17 protein-coding genes and 1 riboswitch are annotated in these 17,678 nt (G+C 72.5%); of the genes, 5 read left to right on the top strand and 12 right to left on the bottom strand.

Annotated elements, in window-relative coordinates; translation table 11 throughout:
• Positions 1 to 87 precede the first annotated feature (87 nt).
• Together B4E97_RS03595 and B4E97_RS03600 are read right to left on the bottom strand one after the other, a co-directional pair.
• On the bottom strand, positions 88 to 1,824 hold the full coding sequence (locus tag B4E97_RS03595; protein ID WP_286958726.1) for a hypothetical protein: 1,737 nt from the start codon (positions 1,822 to 1,824) through the stop codon (positions 88 to 90).
• A 109-nt stretch (positions 1,825 to 1,933) separates the two neighbouring features.
• Positions 1,934 to 3,850, bottom strand: a complete 1,917-nt coding sequence (locus tag B4E97_RS03600) for an HNH endonuclease signature motif containing protein (RefSeq protein ID WP_286958727.1) — start codon at positions 3,848 to 3,850, stop codon at positions 1,934 to 1,936.
• Between the two features lie 248 nt (positions 3,851 to 4,098).
• A riboswitch (FMN riboswitch) is annotated at positions 4,099 to 4,232 on the top strand.
• A gap of 126 nt (positions 4,233 to 4,358) precedes the next feature.
• Here B4E97_RS03600 and ribD point away from each other — a divergent pair.
• The 3 genes from ribD to ribH are packed head-to-tail and all read left to right on the top strand — an operon-like array spanning position 4,359 to position 7,286.
• Positions 4,359 to 5,534 (top strand): bifunctional diaminohydroxyphosphoribosylaminopyrimidine deaminase/5-amino-6-(5-phosphoribosylamino)uracil reductase RibD, encoded by a 1,176-nt coding sequence (gene ribD / locus B4E97_RS03605; protein ID WP_239264820.1) that lies wholly within the window; start codon positions 4,359 to 4,361, stop codon positions 5,532 to 5,534.
• Entirely contained in the window at positions 5,534 to 6,793 is a 1,260-nt protein-coding gene (gene ribB / locus B4E97_RS03610; protein WP_286958728.1) for a 3,4-dihydroxy-2-butanone-4-phosphate synthase, read from the top strand. Before ribD ends, ribB begins: the two co-directional genes overlap by 1 nt.
• Position 6,794: 1 nt before the next feature.
• The gene (gene ribH / locus B4E97_RS03615; RefSeq protein ID WP_286958729.1) at positions 6,795 to 7,286 is read left to right on the top strand and encodes a 6,7-dimethyl-8-ribityllumazine synthase; all 492 of its coding nucleotides are present in this window, start codon (positions 6,795 to 6,797) and stop codon (positions 7,284 to 7,286) included.
• A 28-nt stretch (positions 7,287 to 7,314) separates the two neighbouring features.
• Here the strand turns inward: ribH and B4E97_RS03620 are convergent, their stop codons facing one another.
• The 10 genes from B4E97_RS03620 to B4E97_RS03665 form a co-directional block, all read right to left on the bottom strand.
• A complete protein-coding gene (locus B4E97_RS03620; RefSeq protein WP_286958730.1) occupies positions 7,315 to 8,733 on the bottom strand; it encodes an acVLRF1 family peptidyl-tRNA hydrolase in 1,419 nt (472 codons plus the stop codon).
• A 28-nt stretch (positions 8,734 to 8,761) separates the two neighbouring features.
• Complete coding sequence (locus tag B4E97_RS03625; protein ID WP_019284805.1) at positions 8,762 to 9,250, bottom strand: phosphoribosyltransferase; 489 nt, start codon at positions 9,248 to 9,250, stop codon at positions 8,762 to 8,764.
• Between the two features lie 72 nt (positions 9,251 to 9,322).
• Complete coding sequence (locus B4E97_RS03630; protein WP_019284804.1) at positions 9,323 to 9,655, bottom strand: metal-sulfur cluster assembly factor; 333 nt, start codon at positions 9,653 to 9,655, stop codon at positions 9,323 to 9,325.
• Positions 9,652 to 10,140 (bottom strand): Fe-S cluster assembly sulfur transfer protein SufU, encoded by a 489-nt coding sequence (gene sufU / locus B4E97_RS03635; protein ID WP_019284803.1) that lies wholly within the window; start codon positions 10,138 to 10,140, stop codon positions 9,652 to 9,654. The genes B4E97_RS03630 and sufU overlap by 4 nt, the downstream gene beginning before the upstream one ends.
• Positions 10,140 to 11,465, bottom strand: coding sequence for a cysteine desulfurase (locus B4E97_RS03640; RefSeq protein WP_286958731.1), 1,326 nt, complete (start codon positions 11,463 to 11,465; stop codon positions 10,140 to 10,142). The genes sufU and B4E97_RS03640 overlap by 1 nt, the downstream gene beginning before the upstream one ends.
• On the bottom strand, positions 11,465 to 12,247 hold the full coding sequence (sufC, locus tag B4E97_RS03645; RefSeq protein WP_286958733.1) for a Fe-S cluster assembly ATPase SufC: 783 nt from the start codon (positions 12,245 to 12,247) through the stop codon (positions 11,465 to 11,467). The genes B4E97_RS03640 and sufC overlap by 1 nt, the downstream gene beginning before the upstream one ends.
• Positions 12,248 to 12,251: 4 nt before the next feature.
• Positions 12,252 to 12,611 (bottom strand): non-heme iron oxygenase ferredoxin subunit, encoded by a 360-nt coding sequence (locus tag B4E97_RS03650; RefSeq protein ID WP_286958734.1) that lies wholly within the window; start codon positions 12,609 to 12,611, stop codon positions 12,252 to 12,254.
• Positions 12,608 to 13,840 carry a Fe-S cluster assembly protein SufD gene (gene sufD / locus B4E97_RS03655; RefSeq protein WP_286958735.1) on the bottom strand — a complete coding sequence of 411 codons (1,233 nt, stop codon included), beginning with the start codon at positions 13,838 to 13,840 and terminating at the stop codon, positions 12,608 to 12,610. Before sufD ends, B4E97_RS03650 begins: the two co-directional genes overlap by 4 nt.
• Complete coding sequence (sufB, locus tag B4E97_RS03660) at positions 13,840 to 15,261, bottom strand: Fe-S cluster assembly protein SufB (protein ID WP_019284798.1); 1,422 nt, start codon at positions 15,259 to 15,261, stop codon at positions 13,840 to 13,842. The genes sufD and sufB overlap by 1 nt, the downstream gene beginning before the upstream one ends.
• Positions 15,258 to 16,034 (bottom strand): helix-turn-helix transcriptional regulator, encoded by a 777-nt coding sequence (locus tag B4E97_RS03665; protein WP_286958736.1) that lies wholly within the window; start codon positions 16,032 to 16,034, stop codon positions 15,258 to 15,260. The genes sufB and B4E97_RS03665 overlap by 4 nt, the downstream gene beginning before the upstream one ends.
• A gap of 192 nt (positions 16,035 to 16,226) precedes the next feature.
• Between B4E97_RS03665 and B4E97_RS03670 the strand changes: the two genes are divergently transcribed.
• The gene (locus B4E97_RS03670; protein WP_239264909.1) at positions 16,227 to 16,934 is read left to right on the top strand and encodes an ABC transporter ATP-binding protein; all 708 of its coding nucleotides are present in this window, start codon (positions 16,227 to 16,229) and stop codon (positions 16,932 to 16,934) included.
• Positions 16,931 to 17,677, top strand: a complete 747-nt coding sequence (locus tag B4E97_RS03675; protein ID WP_239264906.1) for an ABC transporter permease — start codon at positions 16,931 to 16,933, stop codon at positions 17,675 to 17,677. The genes B4E97_RS03670 and B4E97_RS03675 overlap by 4 nt, the downstream gene beginning before the upstream one ends.
• Position 17,678: the final 1 nt, after the last annotated feature.

Below are 17,678 nucleotides of genomic sequence, written 5' to 3' on the forward strand. Positions count from 1 at the left end.
TCCCCCCTGCTGGGGTCAGCGGGTCAGGGCTGCGGCCGGTGAGGGGGCGTGGCGGACTCAGCCAGTGACGGTTCAGCCACTGACAGGTCAGCCGGTGACCAGGTCCACCGCCCGGATGTCGAGGCTGCTCGAGGCCCTCCCACCGGTGAGGTCGATGCCGGTGACGGTCGACGCAGTCACGGAGCGCGGCATCATCAGGCGGACCGTGCCGATCGCGTAGGTGCCGTTGGCGTCCGCGCCGGCGCGGTTGCGCAGCGCCGGGTGGGTGGCCGGGACGTCGATGACGGTGGGGCGCCCGGACGCGGTGCGGACGGTCACCCGCAGCGGGGAGCCGGCGCGTCGGTCGGCCCGATCGTCGTTGGGGCTCAGCTGCAGGACGAGCTCGCGCACACCCCTGGTCCTGGCGGCCACCCGCACGCCACCGGAGGGGGTGACGGTGACGCGAGCGACGCGGCTCGCGTTCTGGACGTCTCCGCGCTGCGGCTCGGGGCAGGCGTTGGCGGGCTTGGCAGGATTCATCGGGTCGACGTACAGGCAGGGCCGCACCGAGCCGCCGCGGCCGATCGGGCGCATCGAGCCGCGCATCCCGCCGAGGTAGGCGTTGACGCGGGGAGCGTTGGTGACCGCCAGCCAGCGAGCGGGCAGGCCACCGAGGGTGGCGGGGAGGGGGGCGGCGGCCGTCATGGGTAGCGTCGTGCGCGTGCGGCGCACGGTGGCGTCGAGCCACAGGCGGGCGGCCGAGCTGAGGAAGCGCTCGTGCGCCGCCGGTCCCGGGCAGGTGGCGTCGCACCCGGCACGGTCGTCGAGTCGCGTGGAGGACAGGGCGCGGTTGACGTAGTTGTGACCGAGACCGGGCACCACGCTCATCAGGGCCGGGGTGCGACGGCTCGCGCCGGCGTGCTGCGTGAGCCAGAGCTGGCCCGTGAACTTCGTGTCCTTGTCCCGGTCATCCACGATCCCGAGGAACGGGACGTCCGGGATCATCGGTGTGAACCGCCCGTGGTCGTCGGGGGCGTCGAACGCGCCGCCGTAGGCCATGACCGAGACGATCGGGGAGCTGCTGCGCGACCAGGCCTGCACCAGCGGGCCGGCAACGTAGGCCGAGCGGGAGTGGACGATCAAGGCGGTGCGACGGGCATCGATGGCGCCGTTCAGCCCCTTGCCGAAAGCGGTCGCGCGCCCCGCGCTGGCGGCCACCGTCTCGTCGCGCAGCCGCCCCACGATCGTGCGGTAGCCGGCCTGCTGGTCGTAGGGCTGGGCCATGCCGATGCCGATGAACAGCGGTGCCAGGTCAGGGATGAGCACGCTGTAGCCCTGCTTGGCGAGCGACTCCCCCAGGTGGGTCATGCCGCGGTCGTATCGCACGTCCTTGCCTGGGCACGGGAAGGCGCTGACGTCACCGGCGCAGCCGGGCGAGCGGAGGTGGGACATGATCACCAGGGGCGCGTTGGCGCGCGGACGGTCCGGGGTCACCAGGACACCGCGGACCGGGGACCGGAACTGTCCCTTGCGCTCGCCCAGCTCCACGTCACCCAGGTCGACGTCGCGGATGACCGCACCGGCCCGCCGGACGGTGGTGGTGGCGGCGCGCTTGCGGTTGACGGGCGAGTGCGGGCCGTCGTTCTCGCCGTCGACGACCGGTGCGGCGGCGGCTGCGCGCGGGAGGCGGGCCTGCTCGACCTGGGACGAGGCCTGGGCCACGGGTGCGGCAGCGAACGTGCCCGCGAGCAGGGTCGCGACGACGGACGAGGACACCAGGGCGGAGGACGCGATCGATCGCGTCGAGGTGGAGCGACGCGACGCGGGGGTGTCGGACGACGACATGGCAGGGGCCTTTCGGGGCTGAGTGGTGCGTGGAACGCGGTTGCACCCCCTCCGACGCCGCACCTATCTCCATGGTTGGTGGACGTCACCTGTGAATCCGGACCCCGCTTCAGGCTGCCAGCGTCAGGACGACGATGAAGCCGCGAGCGCGGAGCGCGCGCACCTTGTCGAGGTCGAGGTGTCGCCATGTCGCCAGATCAGGAACGAGCAGTCCGGGCAGACTCCCTCGCGGCCCCTCGCCGCCGGACCACTCGTCCAGCCCGGGTGCTGGACGCACCTCAGCGGCAGCACGGTCGGCGTCCCGGTGCTCGTGCGCGCCGCCCTCGACGCGCTGTCCCGTGCGGGTCGTCACGTGGAGCCGGCCCTCGCCGTCGAGCCGGTAGTCCCAGTGGCCTCGGGTCTTGAGCTGGTGGTGGTAGCGGCACAGGGCCACGAGGTTGGCCGGGCTCGTCGGACCCGTGGGGTAGGGGGTCACGTGGTCGAGGTCGCACACCTGGGCGGGGCGGGTGCAGCCGGGTGCGCGGCAGGTGAGGTCACGGGCCACGACGTCGTCGCGCATCGTCGGTGTGGGGTGGTAGGAGACCGTGCGGCGGTCGTAGAGGATGCCCGTCACGGGGTCGTGGACAAGCCGGTGCCACCTGCTGTCGGTGCGCAGGGCGATCTCGCGCGCGGTCTTGGCAGGGATCGGACCGATGCCATCCAGGTATCCCGGGTCGTCGCGCAGGCCGAGCAGGGTCAGCAGGTCGACCCGCACGTCGACGTGGGCAGGGGCACGCAGGTCAGCCAGCGCCGCGGCGGTGCGGGCGATCTGCGCGGCCGCAGCCTGTGCGGCACGCGCGCGCTCGCTGTCCGCGGCGGCCAGCTCCTCCTGCTGATGCAGCTCGGAGGCGACCTGCTCCTCGTGGTCGCGGAGGATGAGGTCGGCGAACGGAGATCCGGGGTCTGGGTGCACCCACGGGTCCGGAGCCGCAGGGGTGACGTCGGCACCCGAGCTGCCCGCTGCGGCAACCACATCGGGGGCCGACCTGGCCGCCAGGGTGCCGAGATCGCCACCCCCGGGTCCCGGTGCCCACGGCCGATCGGCTCCCTGCGGCGCGGCTGCGCCGGACGTCGGTGGGAGGAGATCCCTGGTCTCCGGCTGGATCACGTCTCCGGTCCCTGGCCGGGCCGTGGTCGTCCCGTGCGTGAGCAGGGCCAGAGCGATGTCAGCACGCAGCTGCGCCAGCCGACGTGAGTCGCCGCCCTGCTTGGCGGCCCGGGCGAGCTGGTCGATCCGGCCCTTGGCCGCCGCCACCTGATCCGGGTGCCCGGAGAGGCCGAGCTGGGCCACGCCGTGGTCGTCGACCCGGCTCCACACGTCACGCTCCTCGAGGCGCCGGGTGCGCTCCTCCTCGGCGGTGCGCACCCGTGCCGTCTCGTGGACCACCCGCTCGCGCAGCCGGCGCAGGAAGCGCGCGTGGCTCAGCGTCGCCTCGGGCGAGAGGTCGTCGGGGGCGTGCCCGTGCTTGGGCGCGAGGACCCGGTCGAGGACGCGCTCCGCCGCCTCGTCGGGCAGGGCGGCCGTGTCGTCGCGCACGGCGGTGGCGCGTTCGAGGGTGGTGCGGCCATGGGTCAGCGCGCTCAGCAGCGCCCCCAGGAACTCGCGTGGCGAGGCGGCCAGGCGCGAGCGCCGCTGCACCTCGTGCAAGGCCAGGCCTGTGGCGGTGACGATCTCGGCGTTGGCCACCCGATGGCCCTCCGCGACGGCCTTGGCGGCGCGGCTCGGGCACGGGTCGGGACCCGCGAGCGCGCCCAGCTCGGTGGCGATGCTGTCCTGCAGCTCCGCGTGGGCGGAGATGGCCAGGGCGTGCAGGTGTCCGGTCAGGCGTTGGACAGCCACCACGCGAGCCAGGGCCAGCTGTTCCAGCACCTCTGAGTCAGGGCGCGGCTCGGCTCCAGGGGGTGTGTCGGTGGTGGCGACCAGGATCGTCTCCAACGCCTCGACGATCACGTCGGGCAGACCGAGAGAGCGGGTGTCGATGATCATGTTAACCGCCCCTTCCCCAACCTCAACGCCCCACCGTGGGACCTGGTCCTAGGATACCGCCTGAGGCCGGTCGAGGGAAGGGTCTGGATAGGTGTTTCCGCAGGTCAGAGCCGGTGCAGCCCGGTCGATGTCGCGTGCCGTGCAGGCCCCGGGCGAGGGCGGCGAATCCGAGGCGCACCGTGACCCGCCCCTCCGAGGCTGCGACGGACGTCGAGGTGGGCCCACAGGCCGTTGTGGCATAGTCGGCGGCACGTGCTCCGGGGTCGGTGCAATTCCGAGCCGGCGGTGACAGTCCGCGACCCGACCACCTCTCGAGGTGGGCGGTTGACCTGGTGGAACTCCAGGACCGACGGTGAAAGTCCGGATGGGAGTCAGCACGAGAGGTGCCCGAGAGGGTGCCTCGACGCAGGGCACCCTGCGGCAGGCCGTATGTCGGCCCGGCCGGCCAGGGTGTCCGTCGCCGTCATTCCCCGGAGCTCGCGCACCAGCAGCGAGCGAGAGGGACGAGATGACCGGCCAGACCGCCGCCGACGACGACCGGGGCGAGCACGACCGACACGGCCACCACCACAAGCACGCCGAGCACGACAGACACGACCAGCACGACGAGCAGCACAGCCACGGAGACCGTGAGCAGCGCGAGCGCGACCTCGTGCTCCTGCACCGCGCCGTAGCCCTGGCCGCCAACGGCCCGGCGGCTGACGCCAACCCGCGCGTCGGCTGCGTCCTGCTGGGCAGCGACGGCGAGGTCGTCGGCGAGGGCTGGCACCGCGGCGCCGGCACGCCGCACGCCGAGCTGGCCGCGCTCGCCCAGGCCAGGGCCGGAGGCCACGACGTCCGCGGCGGCACCGCCTACGTCTCGCTGGAGCCCTGCAACCACACCGGACGCACGGGCCCGTGCGCCGAGGCCCTGGTCGAGGCGGGGGTCCGACGAGTCGCCTATGCCCTGCCCGACCCCAACCCCGTGGCCGTCGGGGGCGCCGACACCCTCCGCGCGGCCGGTGTCCGGTGCGACCTGGTGCCGGTCGAGGGGGCCGCCACGCTGGTCGAGGCCTTCGTGCACGCCGTGACCCACGGCCGGCCCTTCGTCACCTGGAAGCTCGCCGCCACGATCGACGGCCGCTCGGCGGCGAGCGACGGCAGCAGCCAGTGGATCACCGGCCCTGCGGCCCGCGCCGACGTGCACCGGCTGCGAGCCACCGCCGGAGCGGTCGTGGTCGGCACCGGCACCGTGCTCGCCGACGATCCCCGCCTGACGGTGCGCGACGCCGACGGGTCCCACCACGAGCGGCAGCCGGTGCGCGTGGTGGTGGGCCGTCGCGACATACCGCCCACGGCCCGGGTGCTCGACGACGGCGCCCCGAGCCTGCTCGTCCGCGAGCGCGACCCGCACCTGGTCCTCGCCACCCTGCACGAGCTGGACGTCCGTCACGTGTGGCTCGAGGGCGGCCCCACGACGGCCGCCGCCTGGCTGCGGGCCGGGGTGGTCGACCGGGTCGTGGCGTATGTCGCACCCGCGCTGCTCGGCGCCGGCGCGGCCGCGGTGGGGGATCTCGGGGTCGCCACCATCGCCGACGCGCACCGCCTCACGACCACCGACGTGGCCGTCCTCGACGGCGACGTCCGGATCACCCTCCGGCCCCAACCGGTGCACCATCGCGTCGATCACCCAGGAGGACAGTGATGTTCCTCGAGCCACCCATCCAGGACGCCCTGCGGGCGCTGCGGGAGGGTCGGCCGGTCCTCGTCCTCGACGACGTCGACCGGGAGAACGAGGGCGACGTCGTCCTCGCCGCGCAGACCATGACCACCGAGTGGCTGGCGTGGACGATCCGGCACTCGTCCGGCTACGTCTGCGCGCCCATGCCCGACGCCTGGGCCGACCGGCTCGACCTTCCCCTCATGGTCGAGCGAAACGAGGACAGCCTGCGGACGGCCTACACCGTGACCGTCGACGCCGCGGCCGGGGTCACGACCGGCATCAGCGCCGCCGACCGGGCCACGACCCTGCGCACCCTCGCCGATGCCGACGCGCGACCGACCGACCTGATCCGGCCGGGCCACGTCGTGCCGCTGCGCGCTCGTGACGGCGGCGTCCTCACCCGCGCCGGACACACGGAGGCCGCCGTCGACCTGTGCCGTCTCGCCGGCCTGTCCCCCGTCGGCGCCATCGGCGAGCTCGTCCACGACACCGGGGAGATGATGCGGACGCCCGACGTCGTGGCCCTCGGCGCCCAGCACGACCTGCCGGTCATCACCATCGCCGCGCTGGTCCGTCACCGCCAGGTGCACGACCGCGTGAGCCTCGCGGCCGGGACCACGGTGCCCACGCGGCACGGGCTGTTCTCGGCATACGGCTATCACGACCTGGTCACCGGGGCCGAGCACGTGGCCCTGGTCAGCCCTCGCGGGACCGACGCCGACGCGACGCCGCTGGTGCGCGTCCACTCCGAGTGCCTGACGGGCGACGCGTTCGGGTCGCTGCGGTGCGACTGCGGGCCGCAGCTCGAGCACGCCCTCGCGCGGGTGGCGGCCGAGGGCGGGGCCGTGGTCTACGTCCGCGGGCACGAAGGCCGCGGCGTGGGGCTGCTGGCCAAGCTCGCCGCCTATCACGAGCAGGACGCCGGCGCCGACACCGTCGAGGCGCAGGAGCTGCTCGGCCTGCCCGTGGACGCCCGCGAGTACGCCGGCGCGGCGGCCATCCTCCACGACCTGGGTCTGACGCGAGTCCGCCTGATCACCAACAACCCTCGCAAGGTCGACGCCCTCACCGACGCCGGCATCGAGGTCGCCGCGACCGAGCCCTCCCATGTCCCGCCCAACCCCGCCAACGCGGCCTACCTGCGCACCAAGCGCGACCGCCTCGGCCACACGCTCCCCCTCGATGCCAACCCCGTCGACGGCACCCCACTCGCCCACCCGACCCTCGCCCAGGAGGCATGACATGGCCGGCCACGGCTCCCCCACCCTCACCGTCGACGGCAGCGGCCTGCGCGTCGCGATCATCGCGTCGTCCTGGCACGACACCGTCATGGACGGACTGGTCGACGGCGCCCATCGAGCCCTCGATCAGGCCGGTGTCACCGACGTGGACCTCGTGCGCGTGCCCGGGTCCTTCGAGCTGCCGGTGGCCTGCGCGCGCCTGGCACCCTCGTATGACGCCCTGGTCGTCCTCGGCGTCGTGATCCGCGGGGGCACACCGCACTTCGACTACGTGTGCAGCGCCGCCACCGACGGCATCACCCGGGTCGCCGTGACGACCGGGGTGCCGATCGGGTTCGGGCTGCTCACATGCGACGACGACGCGCAGGCGCTGGACCGCGCCGGGCTGCCCGGGTCCCGTGAGGACAAGGGTCACGAGGCGGCGACGGCGGCCGTCGCGACGGCGAATACGCTGCGCGAGCTCGCTCCGCAGGGTCGCCGGCAGACCACCTGACGACCCAGTCCGTCGAGGTCCGTCGAGCTCAGTCCCGCCAGGCGGGGTCGCGGCCCAGCAGCGCCACGAGCTGGTCGACACGATCGCGGGAGCTCGTCGACACCGGCGCGCCGAAGATCCCCTCCACGCCGCCGCCCGAGGTCACGCGGTTGGCATAGCCGAGGCACGCGTCGACCGCCTCGGGCACGAGCGTCACCGGCACCCCGGCACCCCGCGCGAGGTCCCAGGCGTGCACGGTGAGGTCGACGAGCATCTGCGAGGCGTACTCCCGCACCGGGATCCTCCCCGAGCTCACCGACACCTCCTGGTCGTCGTCCTCCACCGCCCCGAAGGCCAGCACCGAGCGCGTCTGCGCCGACCGCCAGGCCGCCACGGGGTCGTCACCGAGCACGTCGCCGTCGTAGGCGTCGCCCACCTGCTCGACCGTCTCGCCGCCGAGCAGCCGTGGCGCCCAGAGGTGCTCGCTGGTCAGGTGGTTGAGGACGTCGCGGACCGTCCAGTCCTCGCAGGGGCTCTGGCGGCCCCACGCGTCGGCGGGGATGCGCTCGACGAGGTCGGTCACCGCAGCGGCAGCGGCGGGGATCAGCTCGCGGGCATCGGACATCGTCTCTCCGGTCATGCCCTCCACCATGCCACCCCGGCGCGCTCCCGTGGAGGTCGGCTCGTGGATGGTCACGCGGACGGCCCGGGCCCGTCTCAGCTCCTCGCGCAGGATCGCGTGGGTCGGGTCCGGTATGCCGAACGCCTCCCGCCTCGGCAGCCCCCGCCAGGCGGCGAGCCGAGGGTCCTCGAGCACCCGCTCGACCAGCCCGCGGTCACCGCCGAGCACGAGCGCCTCGGCGCCACCGAGCGAGACCGATCCACCAGGCGCTCCTACCCCGCTCGGTGCTCCTCGCCCACCGCGCGCTCCTCCCCCACCGCCCCGATCCCCTGCGGGTCCAGCCCCCGAGCAGATGCGGACGACCTCATCGGCCACGTGCCGCACCAGGGCCTCCGCCTGATTGCGACGCCGCCTCTGGTAGCGCTGCTGCGACCACCCTCCTGCCGCCGTGCGGGACTGGACATAGCGGCTCCCCGCCGTGTGCGCCACGAGGTCGGTGGCGTCCGCGAGGCCCACGGCATATCGGCCTCGTCGCAGCAGGACCAGGGCGAGGCGCGGCTGCGGGCCCGGCCAGCCGACCAGGGTGCGCAGGGACGAGACCGCCTCGCTGCCCGTGGGGTCCAGCGCGTCGAGGCGGGCGACCGCACCGTCCGCCGCCCGCACGACGACGCTGCCCCGGTCGTGGCCCCAGCGGGCGGGGCCGTGCCGGTCGAGGAAGCCGCCGACCCACGAGGTCAGGCGCGCCGGGTCGACGTGGACGTCGTGGGGGCCGTGAACGTGGTGGAGGTGGTGGTCGGCGCCGTCCTGAGGGAGCGCACGGGACGCCCCGGCAGCGTTGCGAGGCACGACACCGCCGGTGGGCACGACACCCAGCTCAGGCGCTGCGGGTGACGGGCGGCTCGACCGACCAGGGGAAGTCGATCCAGGCGTCGGTGCGCTTCCACGCGTAGTCGGGCTTGATGATCGAGTGCGGCTTCTCGTAGATCACGGCGGTGCGCGACTCGGCGACGTGGTCGCGGCAGAACTCGTGCACCAGCTCGAGCGTGCGGCCGGTGTCGGCGACGTCGTCGGCGATGAGGACCTTCATGCCGGACAGGTCGATGGCCTTGGGGGTCGGCGGCAGCATGACCGGCATCTCGAGCCGCTCGTCGACCCCGGTGTAGAACTCGACGTTCATGACCGAGCAGTTCTTGACCCCGAGGGCGTAGCCGAGCGCCCCACCGATCAGCAGGCCGCCCCGGGCGATCGACAGGACCACGTCGACCTCGTAGCCGTCGTCGACGATCGCCTGCGCCAGCTCGCGCATGGACCGCCCGAAGTCGGCGTAGGTGAGGATCTCGCGGTCGGCGGGGGGCGTCGTCATACGGCCCATTGAACCGCACGAGGCCCCCTCGCTCCGAGTCGAGCGAGGGGGCCTCGTGCGGTGCGTCGACGGTCAGACGTTGAAGCCGAGGGCGCGCAGCTGCTCGCGGCCGTCGGGGGTGATCTTGTCCGGGCCCCACGGCGGCATCCACACCCAGTTGATGCGGTGGTCGGCGACGAGGCCCTCGAGGGCCTGCGCGGTCTGGTCCTCGATGACGTCCGTCAGTGGGCAGGCCGCCGACGTCAGCGTCATGTCGATGACCGCGTTGGACTGCGGGTCGACGGTGATGCCGTAGACGAGGCCGAGGTCGACGACGTTGATGCCGAGCTCGGGGTCGACGACGTCGCGCATGGCCTCCTCGACGTCCGCGACGTTGGGCGGCAGGGTGGTGGTCTGGTCGCTCATGCTCGTGACTCCTTGCTGGTCTGGCTGGTGCTGGAGATGTCGACGCCGGCCTGGGCGAGGGCGTCGACCATGGCGGTCCATCCGAGGAGGGCGCACTTGACGCGGGCGGGGTACTGCGCGACGCCGGCGAAGGCCACGCCGTCGCCGATGACCTCCTCGTCCCCGTGGTCGGCACCCTTGCTGGTGAGCATGTGCCGCATCGCCCCGAAGGTCTCGAAGACCTCGGACAGCGGGCGGCCGATGCACTCCTCGGCAAGGACCGACGTCGACGCCATCGAGATCGAGCACCCGAGCGCGTCGTAGGACACGTCCTCGAGGGTGATCTGGTCCGGCGAGCCCGCGGTGCGGTCGACGTGGACGCGCAGCGTCACCTCGTCGCCGCAGGTCGGGTTGACGTGGTGCACCTCGGCCTCGTAGGGCTCGCGCAGCCCCGGGTGCCGGGGGCGCTTGGAGTGGTCGAGGATGAGCTCCTGGTACAGGTCCATCAGCTCGCCTCCTGCTCCTGCGCGACGTCGAGCCCGAAGATCGCGGGGACCCTGTCGAGGGCCGACAGCAGCGCGTCGACCTCGTCCACGGTGTTGTATGGCGCGAAGCTCGCCCGCGTGGTCGCCGCCACGCGCATCCGCCGGTGCAGCGGCCAGGCACAGTGGTGACCGACCCGCACCTCGACGCCCTGGTCGTCCAGGACCTGACCGACGTCGTGGGCGTGGGCGCCGTCGACGACGAAGGCCACGGTGGAGCCGCGGTCCTCCAGGGTCGTGGGGCCGACGACCCGCACCCACGGACGCTGCGCGAGACCGGCGAGGAGCCGCTCGGCGAGCATCGTCTCGTGGGCGTGGACGCGGCCGATGCCGAGCTCGTCGAGGTAGTCGCACGCCGCGGCCAGGCCGACGACCTGCGCGACGTTCATCGAGCCGGCCTCGAAGCGCAGCGGCGGAGCGGCATACGTGGTCTGCTCCATGCGCACCACGGCGATCATCGAGCCACCGGTGATGAAGGGCGGCATCGCGGCGAGTAGCTCGGTGCGTCCCCACAGGACACCGACCCCGGTGGGGCCGAGCATCTTGTGACCGCTGAACGCGGCCAGGTCGACCCCGAGCTCCTGCACGTCGACGCCCAGGTGCGGGACGCTCTGGCAGGCGTCGAGCACGGTGATCGCGCCGACCTCGCGGGCGCGGGCCACGAGGGTGTGCACCGGGTTGATGGTGCCGAGGACGTTGGACACGTGGGTGAACGCCAGCACCTTGGTGCGCTCGTTGACGACCTCGTCGAGGTTGCTCAGGTCGAGCCGGCCGTCGTCCGTCACGCCGAGCCAGCGCAGGGTGGCGCCGGTGCGTCGGGCCAGCTCCTGCCAGGGCACGAGGTTGGCGTGGTGCTCCATCTCGGTGATGCAGATCTCGTCTCCGGGACCCATCGAGAACCGCTGCGCCACAGCGGGGTCCGCGCCGTCCATCGCGCCGTCGAAGCCGGCGTTGCTGAAGGCGTAGGCCACGAGGTTGAGCGACTCGGTGGCGTTCTTGGTGAAGACGATCTCGTCCGGCGTCGGCGCACCGACGAACCGCGCGACGGTGGCGCGGGCGCCCTCGTAGGCGTCGGTCGCCTCCTCCGAGAGCAGGTGCGCGCCGCGGTGGGCGCCGGCGTTGACCGTCTCGTAGTAGCGACGCTCGGCGTCGATCACCTGGGACGGCTTGTGCGAGGTGGCCCCGCTGTCGAGGTAGACGAGCGGGTTCCCGCCGCGCACGGTGCGCGCGAGGATCGGGAAGTCGGCCCGGATGCGGGCCGACTCCTCCGGGGTGAAGACGTCGGCCATCAGACCGTCGCGGGCGCGGCCGCCGGCGCCGGCGCGTTGACGAAGCGGTCGTAGCCCTCGTCCTCGAGCCGGTCCGCGAGCTCGGGCCCGCCCTCCTCGACGACCTTGCCGTCGACGAAGACGTGGACGAAGTCGGGCTTGATGTAGCGCAGGATGCGCGTGTAGTGCGTGATGAGCAGGACGCCCACGTCGCCACCGGACTTCACCCGGTTGACGCCCTCGGACACGATCTTGAGGGCGTCGACGTCCAGGCCGGAGTCGGTCTCGTCGAGGATCGCGAAGGACGGCTTGAGCAGCTCCATCTGGAGGATCTCGTGGCGCTTCTTCTCGCCGCCGGAGAAGCCCTCGTTGACGTTGCGCTCGGCGAAGGCCGGGTCCATCTTGAGGTCGGCCATGGCGTTCTTGACGTCCTTGACCCAGGAGCGCAGCTTGGGGGCCTCGCCGGCGACCGCGGTCTTGGCGGTGCGCAGGAAGTTGGAGACCGTGACACCGGGCACCTCGACGGGGTACTGCATCGCGAGGAACAGGCCCGCGCGGGCGCGCTCGTCGACGCTCATCGCGAGGACGTCCTCGCCGTCGAGGGTGACGGTGCCGCTGGTCACGGTGTACTTGGGGTGACCGGCGATCGCGTAGGCGAGCGTGGACTTGCCGGAGCCGTTGGGGCCCATGATCGCGTGGGTCTCCCCCGAGCGGACCGTGAGGTCGACGCCCTTGAGGATCTCCTTGGAGCCCTGCTCGGTGTCGACCGAGACGTGCAGGTCGTTGATCTGCAGAGTGGCCATTGGTTCAGTTCTCCTTGCTGGCGGACTGGGCGCTGACGCGCTGGTCGAGGGTCCCGTGGACGTCCACCAGGACGTCGTCCCCCTCGAGCATGACGGGATAGACCGCGACGGGCACGGTCGCGGGTGGGGTGTTGGGCTCGCCGGAGCGCACGTCGAAGGAGCTGCCGTGCAGCCAGCACTCGAGCTGGCAGCCGTCGAGCTCGCCCTCCGAGAGCGACACGTTGGCGTGCGTGCAGGTGTCGTTGACGGCGTGGAACTCGCGCTGGCCCGTGCGGGCGAGGGCGATGGTCACGCCGTCCACCTCGGCGGCCGCGACGCGGCCCACCGGGATGTCCTCGACCTGGCACACGACCTCGTAGTTCACGCGGTGGCCTCCTTCGGCGACCCGGACCCGGTGGAGACGGGCGCTGCCGCGAAGGCCGCGTCGACGGAGTCGGCGAGCTCGCGGTCGATGACCTCCATCAGGCGGGCCTGGGTGTCGGTCACGCCGATGCGGTTGATGATGTCGGCGAAGAAGCCGTGCACCACCAGCCGGCGGGCCTCGCGCTCGGGGATGCCCCGGGCCTGGAGGTAGAACAGCTGCTCGTCGTCGAACCGGCCCGTGGCCGCCGCGTGTCCGGCGCCGACGATGTTGCCGGTCTCGATCTCGAGGTTGGGGACCGAGTCCGCGCGCGCGCCGTCCGACAGGACCAGGTTGCGGTTGAGCTCGTAGGTGTCGGTGCCCTCGGCCGCGGCGCGGATGAGGACGTCGCCGACCCACACCGAGTGGGCGGTGTCGCCGCGCAGGGCGCCGCGGTACTCGACGTTCGAGGTGCAGTGCTGCGCCTCGTGGTCGACGAACAGCCGGTGCTCCTGGTGCTGCGCCTCGTCGGTGAAGTAGACGCCGAGGCACTCGGCCGAGCCGCCGGGGCCGGCATACCGCACGTTGGTCGACAGCCGCACGATCGAGCCGCCGAGGGTGACCGCGATGTGCTTGACGGTCGCGTCGCGGCCGACGAGCACGTCGTGCTGGGCCAGGTGGATCGCGTCGTCGTCCCACTCCTGCACGGTGACCACCGTCAGGTGCGCGCCGTCACCGACACGGATCTCGACGTTGGCGGTGCACTGGGCCGAGCCCTGGTGCGACAGCAGCACGGTGGCCGAGGAGTGCGCGCCGGCGTCGATGACCAGGTGGCCGTTGATGCGCGCCTGGTCGGACCCACGCACGGTGAGGCGGGCGGCCTCGCCGAACTCGCGGCCCTGCGGGATGTGCACGACGTGGCCGTCCGCGAAGGACGTCCAGGCCGCGGCCGAGGCGCGGTCGGCCGGCGTGAGGACCGTGCCGAGCCGCGGGTCGCCGGCGGGGACCTCCGACACCTTGATGCCCGCGGGCACCTGGATGTCGGTCTTGATCCCGGCCACGTCGGACGGCGCCTGCTGGAACAGCTCCTGCAGGCGGTCGACCGGCGTGAAGCGCCAGTCCTCCTCGCGTCCGTTGGGGACCGGGAAGTCCGCCAGGTCGTAGGAGGTGCGGCGCTCGCCGCGCGACTGGTCCGGGACGTAGGCCTCGGGGACCCCGGCGAGGGTGGGGGGTGACTTGAGCTCGACTGGCATCAGCCGACGGCTCCTTCCATCTGAAGCTCGATCAGGCGGTTCAGCTCGAGGGCGTACTCCATGGGCAGCTCGCGCGCGATGGGCTCGACGAACCCGCGCACGATCATGGCCATGGCCTCCTCCTCGGACATCCCGCGGGACATGAGGTAGAACAGCTGGTCGTCGCTCACCTTGGACACCGTCGCCTCGTGGCCCATCTGCACGTCGTCCTCACGGACGTCGACGTACGGGTAGGTGTCCGAGCGGGAGATGTCGTCGACGAGCAGCGCGTCGCAGCGCACGTTGCTCCGGGAGCCGTGGGCCCCCTCGGCGATCTGGACCAGACCGCGGTATGACGTCCGGCCGCCACCGCGGGCCACCGACTTGGACACGATGGAGCTCGAGGTGTGGGGCGCGGCGTGGACCATCTTGGCGCCGGCGTCCTGGTGCTGGCCCTCGCCCGCGAAGGCGATGGACAGCGTCTCGCCGCGGGCGTGCTCGCCGAGCAGGAAGACCGCGGGGTACTTCATCGTGACCTTGGAGCCGATGTTGCCGTCGACCCACTCCATGGTGGCGCCGGCCTCGCAGGTGGCTCGCTTGGTGACGAGGTTGTAGACGTTGTTCGACCAGTTCTGGATGGTCGTGTAGCGCACGCGGGCGCCCTTCTTGACGACGATCTCCACGACCGCGCTGTGCAGCGAGTCGGACTTGTAGATCGGCGCCGTGCAGCCCTCGACGTAGTGCACGTAGGAACCCTCGTCGGCGATGATCAGCGTCCGCTCGAACTGGCCCATGTTCTCGGTGTTGATCCGGAAGTAGGCCTGCAGCGGGATGTCGACGTGGACGCCCGGCGGGACGTAGATGAAGGAGCCGCCGGACCAGACCGCGGTGTTGAGGGCGGAGAACTTGTTGTCACCCGCGGGGATCACGCTGGCGAAGTACTCCTTGAAGATGTCCTCGTGCTCGCGCAGCCCGGTGTCGGTGTCGACGAAGATGACGCCCTTCTCCTCCAGGTCCTCGCGGATCTGGTGGTAGACGACCTCCGACTCGTACTGCGCGGCCACACCGGCGATGAGGCGCTGCTTCTCCGCCTCGGGGATGCCGAGCCGGTCGTAGGTCGCCTTGATCTCCTCGGGCAGCTCCTCCCAGGAGGTGGCCTGCTTCTCGGTGGACTTCACGAAGTACTTGATGTTCTGGAAGTCGATGCCCGTGAGGTCGCTGCCCCAGCTCGGCATGGGCTTCTTGTCGAACAGCCGCAGGGACTTCATCCGCAGGTCGAGCATCCACTGCGGCTCGTTCTTGCGCGACGAGATGTCCTGCACCACGTCGGGGTTCAGGCCGCGCTTGGCGGTCGAGCCCGCGACGTCGCTGTCGGCCCAGCCGTACTCGTATCGGCCGAGACCCTGCAGTCCAGGGTTCAGCTCCTCGATGTTGGTGGTCATCGCTCGGACCTTTCGTCGGGGTCGGTGGGGTGGGGGTGGGTGAGGTCGTCGGTGTGGGTGTCCGGCGGGGCGCTCAGCGCGCTCACCGGCACGAAGGTCGTGCAGACGTGCTCGCCGTGCGCCAGCGTCGCGAGGCGCTGGACGTGCACGCCGAGCAGCCGGGAGAAGGCCTGCTGCTCCGCCTCGCAGAACTGCGGGAACGCGGAGGCGACCTGCTGGACGGGGCAGTGACCCTGGCACAGCTGGACGCCCAGCGTCGTCGAGCCGTCCGCCAGCGTGAGCGGGCGGCTGGACGCGGCATACCCGTCCCTGGTGAGCACCTCGGCGAGGACCCGGGAGCGGGCCTCGGGAGTCTCGCCGGCCGCCTCGACCAGGGAACGGTAGCGGTCCTCGAAGGACGCGACGTGCTGGTGGGCGAAGGCCTCGACGGCGTGCTCCCCCACCTGCTCGGACAGGTAGCGCAGGGCGGAGGTGGCGACGTCGTCGTAGGAGCTGTCCAGAGCCTGGTGACCGGCCGAGGTGAGCACGAAGGCCCGGGCCGGACGGCCACGGCCACGGATCGCGGGAGCGCTGGCGTGCTCCTCGATCAGCCCGGCGGCGGTGAGCGCGTCGAGGTGGCGGCGGACGGCGGTGGTGGTGACGCCGAGCCGCTCGGCGATCGCGGTCGCGGTGATGGGGCCGTGCTCGGAGACGAACTGCTGGACGCGTCCGCGCGTGCCGGACTCCCGCACCGCCTCGACGGTCCGGGCGCGCTGCGGGGTCAGGTCACCCATCGCGTCTGCCTCACGTCCGATAAACACAACACCAGTGTTACCTAATTCCCTGGGAGGCATCTACCAAGGCTTGCCTATCCTCGGGTGGTGCCCGGTCCGGGCCGCCCTCGCCCAGGCCGACCCTTCCATCATCACGCGCGTGACCCGGTCCGCCGCAGGGCGATCCGGGGATCCCGCGTACACTCGCCGACCGTGACGGTAGCGGTGACCACCGAGCGGCTGCGCAGGAGCTTCGGCTCGGTGCGGGCCGTCGACGACATGACCTGGAGCGCCGAGCTCGGTCGGGTGACCGCGGTCCTCGGGCCCAACGGTGCCGGCAAGACCACGACGATGGAGATCCTCGAGGGCCTGCAGCGACCCGACGAGGGCATCGCGCGCGTGCTCGGCACGGACCCGTGGAACGCGTCGGCCGAGCACCGGGCCCGCGTCGGGGTGATGCTCCAGGACGGCGGGCTGCCCAACGGCGCCAGGCCGGTCGGTCTCCTGCGCCACCTGTCCAGCCTGTATGCCGACCCGGTGCACCTCGACGACCTGGTCTCGCGGCTGGGGATCGATTGCTTCGCCGGCACGACGGTCCGCCGTCTGTCCGGGGGGCAGCGGCAGCGCGTGGCCCTGGCCGCGGCGCTCGTGGGCAACCCCGAGGTGGTGTTCCTCGACGAGCCGACCGCCGGGCTGGACCCGCACGCGCGCCTCGACGTCTGGGACCTCGTCCGCGAGACCCGGGACCGCGGGGTCGGCGTCGTCGTGACCACCCATTCCTTCGAGGAGGCCGAGCGGCTCGCCGACCATCTCGTCGTCATCAGCGACGGGCGCGTCGTCGGGGACGGCTCCCCCGACGACCTGTGCGCGGGCCGGTCCCTCGAGGACGTCTACTTCGAGCTGACGAGGAAGGCCCGATGAGCCGCCCCGCACCCACCGCCGCGCGCGTGCGCGCCCAGGCGACCTTCGACACCCTCACCTTCCTGCGCAACGGCGAGCAGACGCTCGTGTCGATCGTGCTGCCCGCCCTGGCGCTGGTGGGCGGGGTGCTGGCGCCCTGGCCCGACCTCGGACCCGGCCGCCGCGTGGACGTGGTCGTGCCCGGCGTCCTGGCCCTGGCGGTGCTGTCGAGCGCGTTCACCGGCCAGGCCATCCAGACCGGTTTCGACCGGAGGTATGGCGTCCTGCGGCTGCTCGGGGCGTCGCCGCTCGGCAAGGGGGGCCTGGTCCTCGCCCGCGTCCTCGCGGTGATGGTCGTCCAGGTGATCCAGTTCGTCGTGCTGTCGGCCGTGGGCCTGGCGATGGGCTGGCGGCCCGACGTCGTGGGCGTGCTCCCCTTCGTGGTGTTCTGGCTGCTCGGGACGGCGACCTTCGTGGGGTTCGCGCTGCTGTTCGCCGGCACGCTGCGGGCCGAGGCGACCCTGGCCCTGTCCAACCTCGTGTGGGTCCTGATGCTGGGGCTCGGTGGGGTGCTGATCCCCGGGTCGAGCCTGCCCGAGCCGTGGTCCCGGGTCGTGTCCTACCTGCCGTCCGCCGCCCTCGGTGACGGCTTCCGGTCCGCGTTCGAGCACCACGGGCTGCCGCTGCAGCCCCTGCTGGTCCTGCTGGTCTGGGGTGCGATCCTCTGCACCGCCGCGGCCCGGTTCTTCCGCTGGTCCGACTGAC

Source organism: Arsenicicoccus sp. UBA7492 (assembly GCF_002479615.1).
Lineage (GTDB): Bacteria > Actinomycetota > Actinomycetes > Actinomycetales > Dermatophilaceae > Arsenicicoccus > Arsenicicoccus bolidensis.

Bases quoted from the DNA above. Each gene is read 5' to 3' on its own strand.
- sufU (WP_019284803.1), bottom strand. From the start codon at position 10,140: ATGGACCTGTACCAGGAGCTCATCCTCGACCACTCCAAGCGCCCCCGG.
- B4E97_RS03675 (WP_239264906.1), top strand. From the start codon at position 16,931: ATGAGCCGCCCCGCACCCACCGCCGCGCGCGTGCGCGCCCAGGCGACC.
- B4E97_RS03595 (WP_286958726.1), bottom strand. From the start codon at position 1,824: ATGTCGTCGTCCGACACCCCCGCGTCGCGTCGCTCCACCTCGACGCGA.
- B4E97_RS03625 (WP_019284805.1), bottom strand. From the start codon at position 9,250: ATGACGACGCCCCCCGCCGACCGCGAGATCCTCACCTACGCCGACTTC.
- ribH (WP_286958729.1), top strand. From the start codon at position 6,795: ATGGCCGGCCACGGCTCCCCCACCCTCACCGTCGACGGCAGCGGCCTG.
- sufD (WP_286958735.1), bottom strand. From the start codon at position 13,840: ATGCCAGTCGAGCTCAAGTCACCCCCCACCCTCGCCGGGGTCCCCGAG.
- ribB (WP_286958728.1), top strand. From the start codon at position 5,534: ATGTTCCTCGAGCCACCCATCCAGGACGCCCTGCGGGCGCTGCGGGAG.
- B4E97_RS03665 (WP_286958736.1), bottom strand. From the start codon at position 16,034: ATGGGTGACCTGACCCCGCAGCGCGCCCGGACCGTCGAGGCGGTGCGG.
- B4E97_RS03640 (WP_286958731.1), bottom strand. From the start codon at position 11,465: ATGGCCGACGTCTTCACCCCGGAGGAGTCGGCCCGCATCCGGGCCGAC.
- ribD (WP_239264820.1), top strand. From the start codon at position 4,359: ATGACCGGCCAGACCGCCGCCGACGACGACCGGGGCGAGCACGACCGA.
- sufC (WP_286958733.1), bottom strand. From the start codon at position 12,247: ATGGCCACTCTGCAGATCAACGACCTGCACGTCTCGGTCGACACCGAG.
- sufB (WP_019284798.1), bottom strand. From the start codon at position 15,261: ATGACCACCAACATCGAGGAGCTGAACCCTGGACTGCAGGGTCTCGGC.
- B4E97_RS03630 (WP_019284804.1), bottom strand. From the start codon at position 9,655: ATGAGCGACCAGACCACCACCCTGCCGCCCAACGTCGCGGACGTCGAG.
- B4E97_RS03600 (WP_286958727.1), bottom strand. From the start codon at position 3,850: ATGATCATCGACACCCGCTCTCTCGGTCTGCCCGACGTGATCGTCGAG.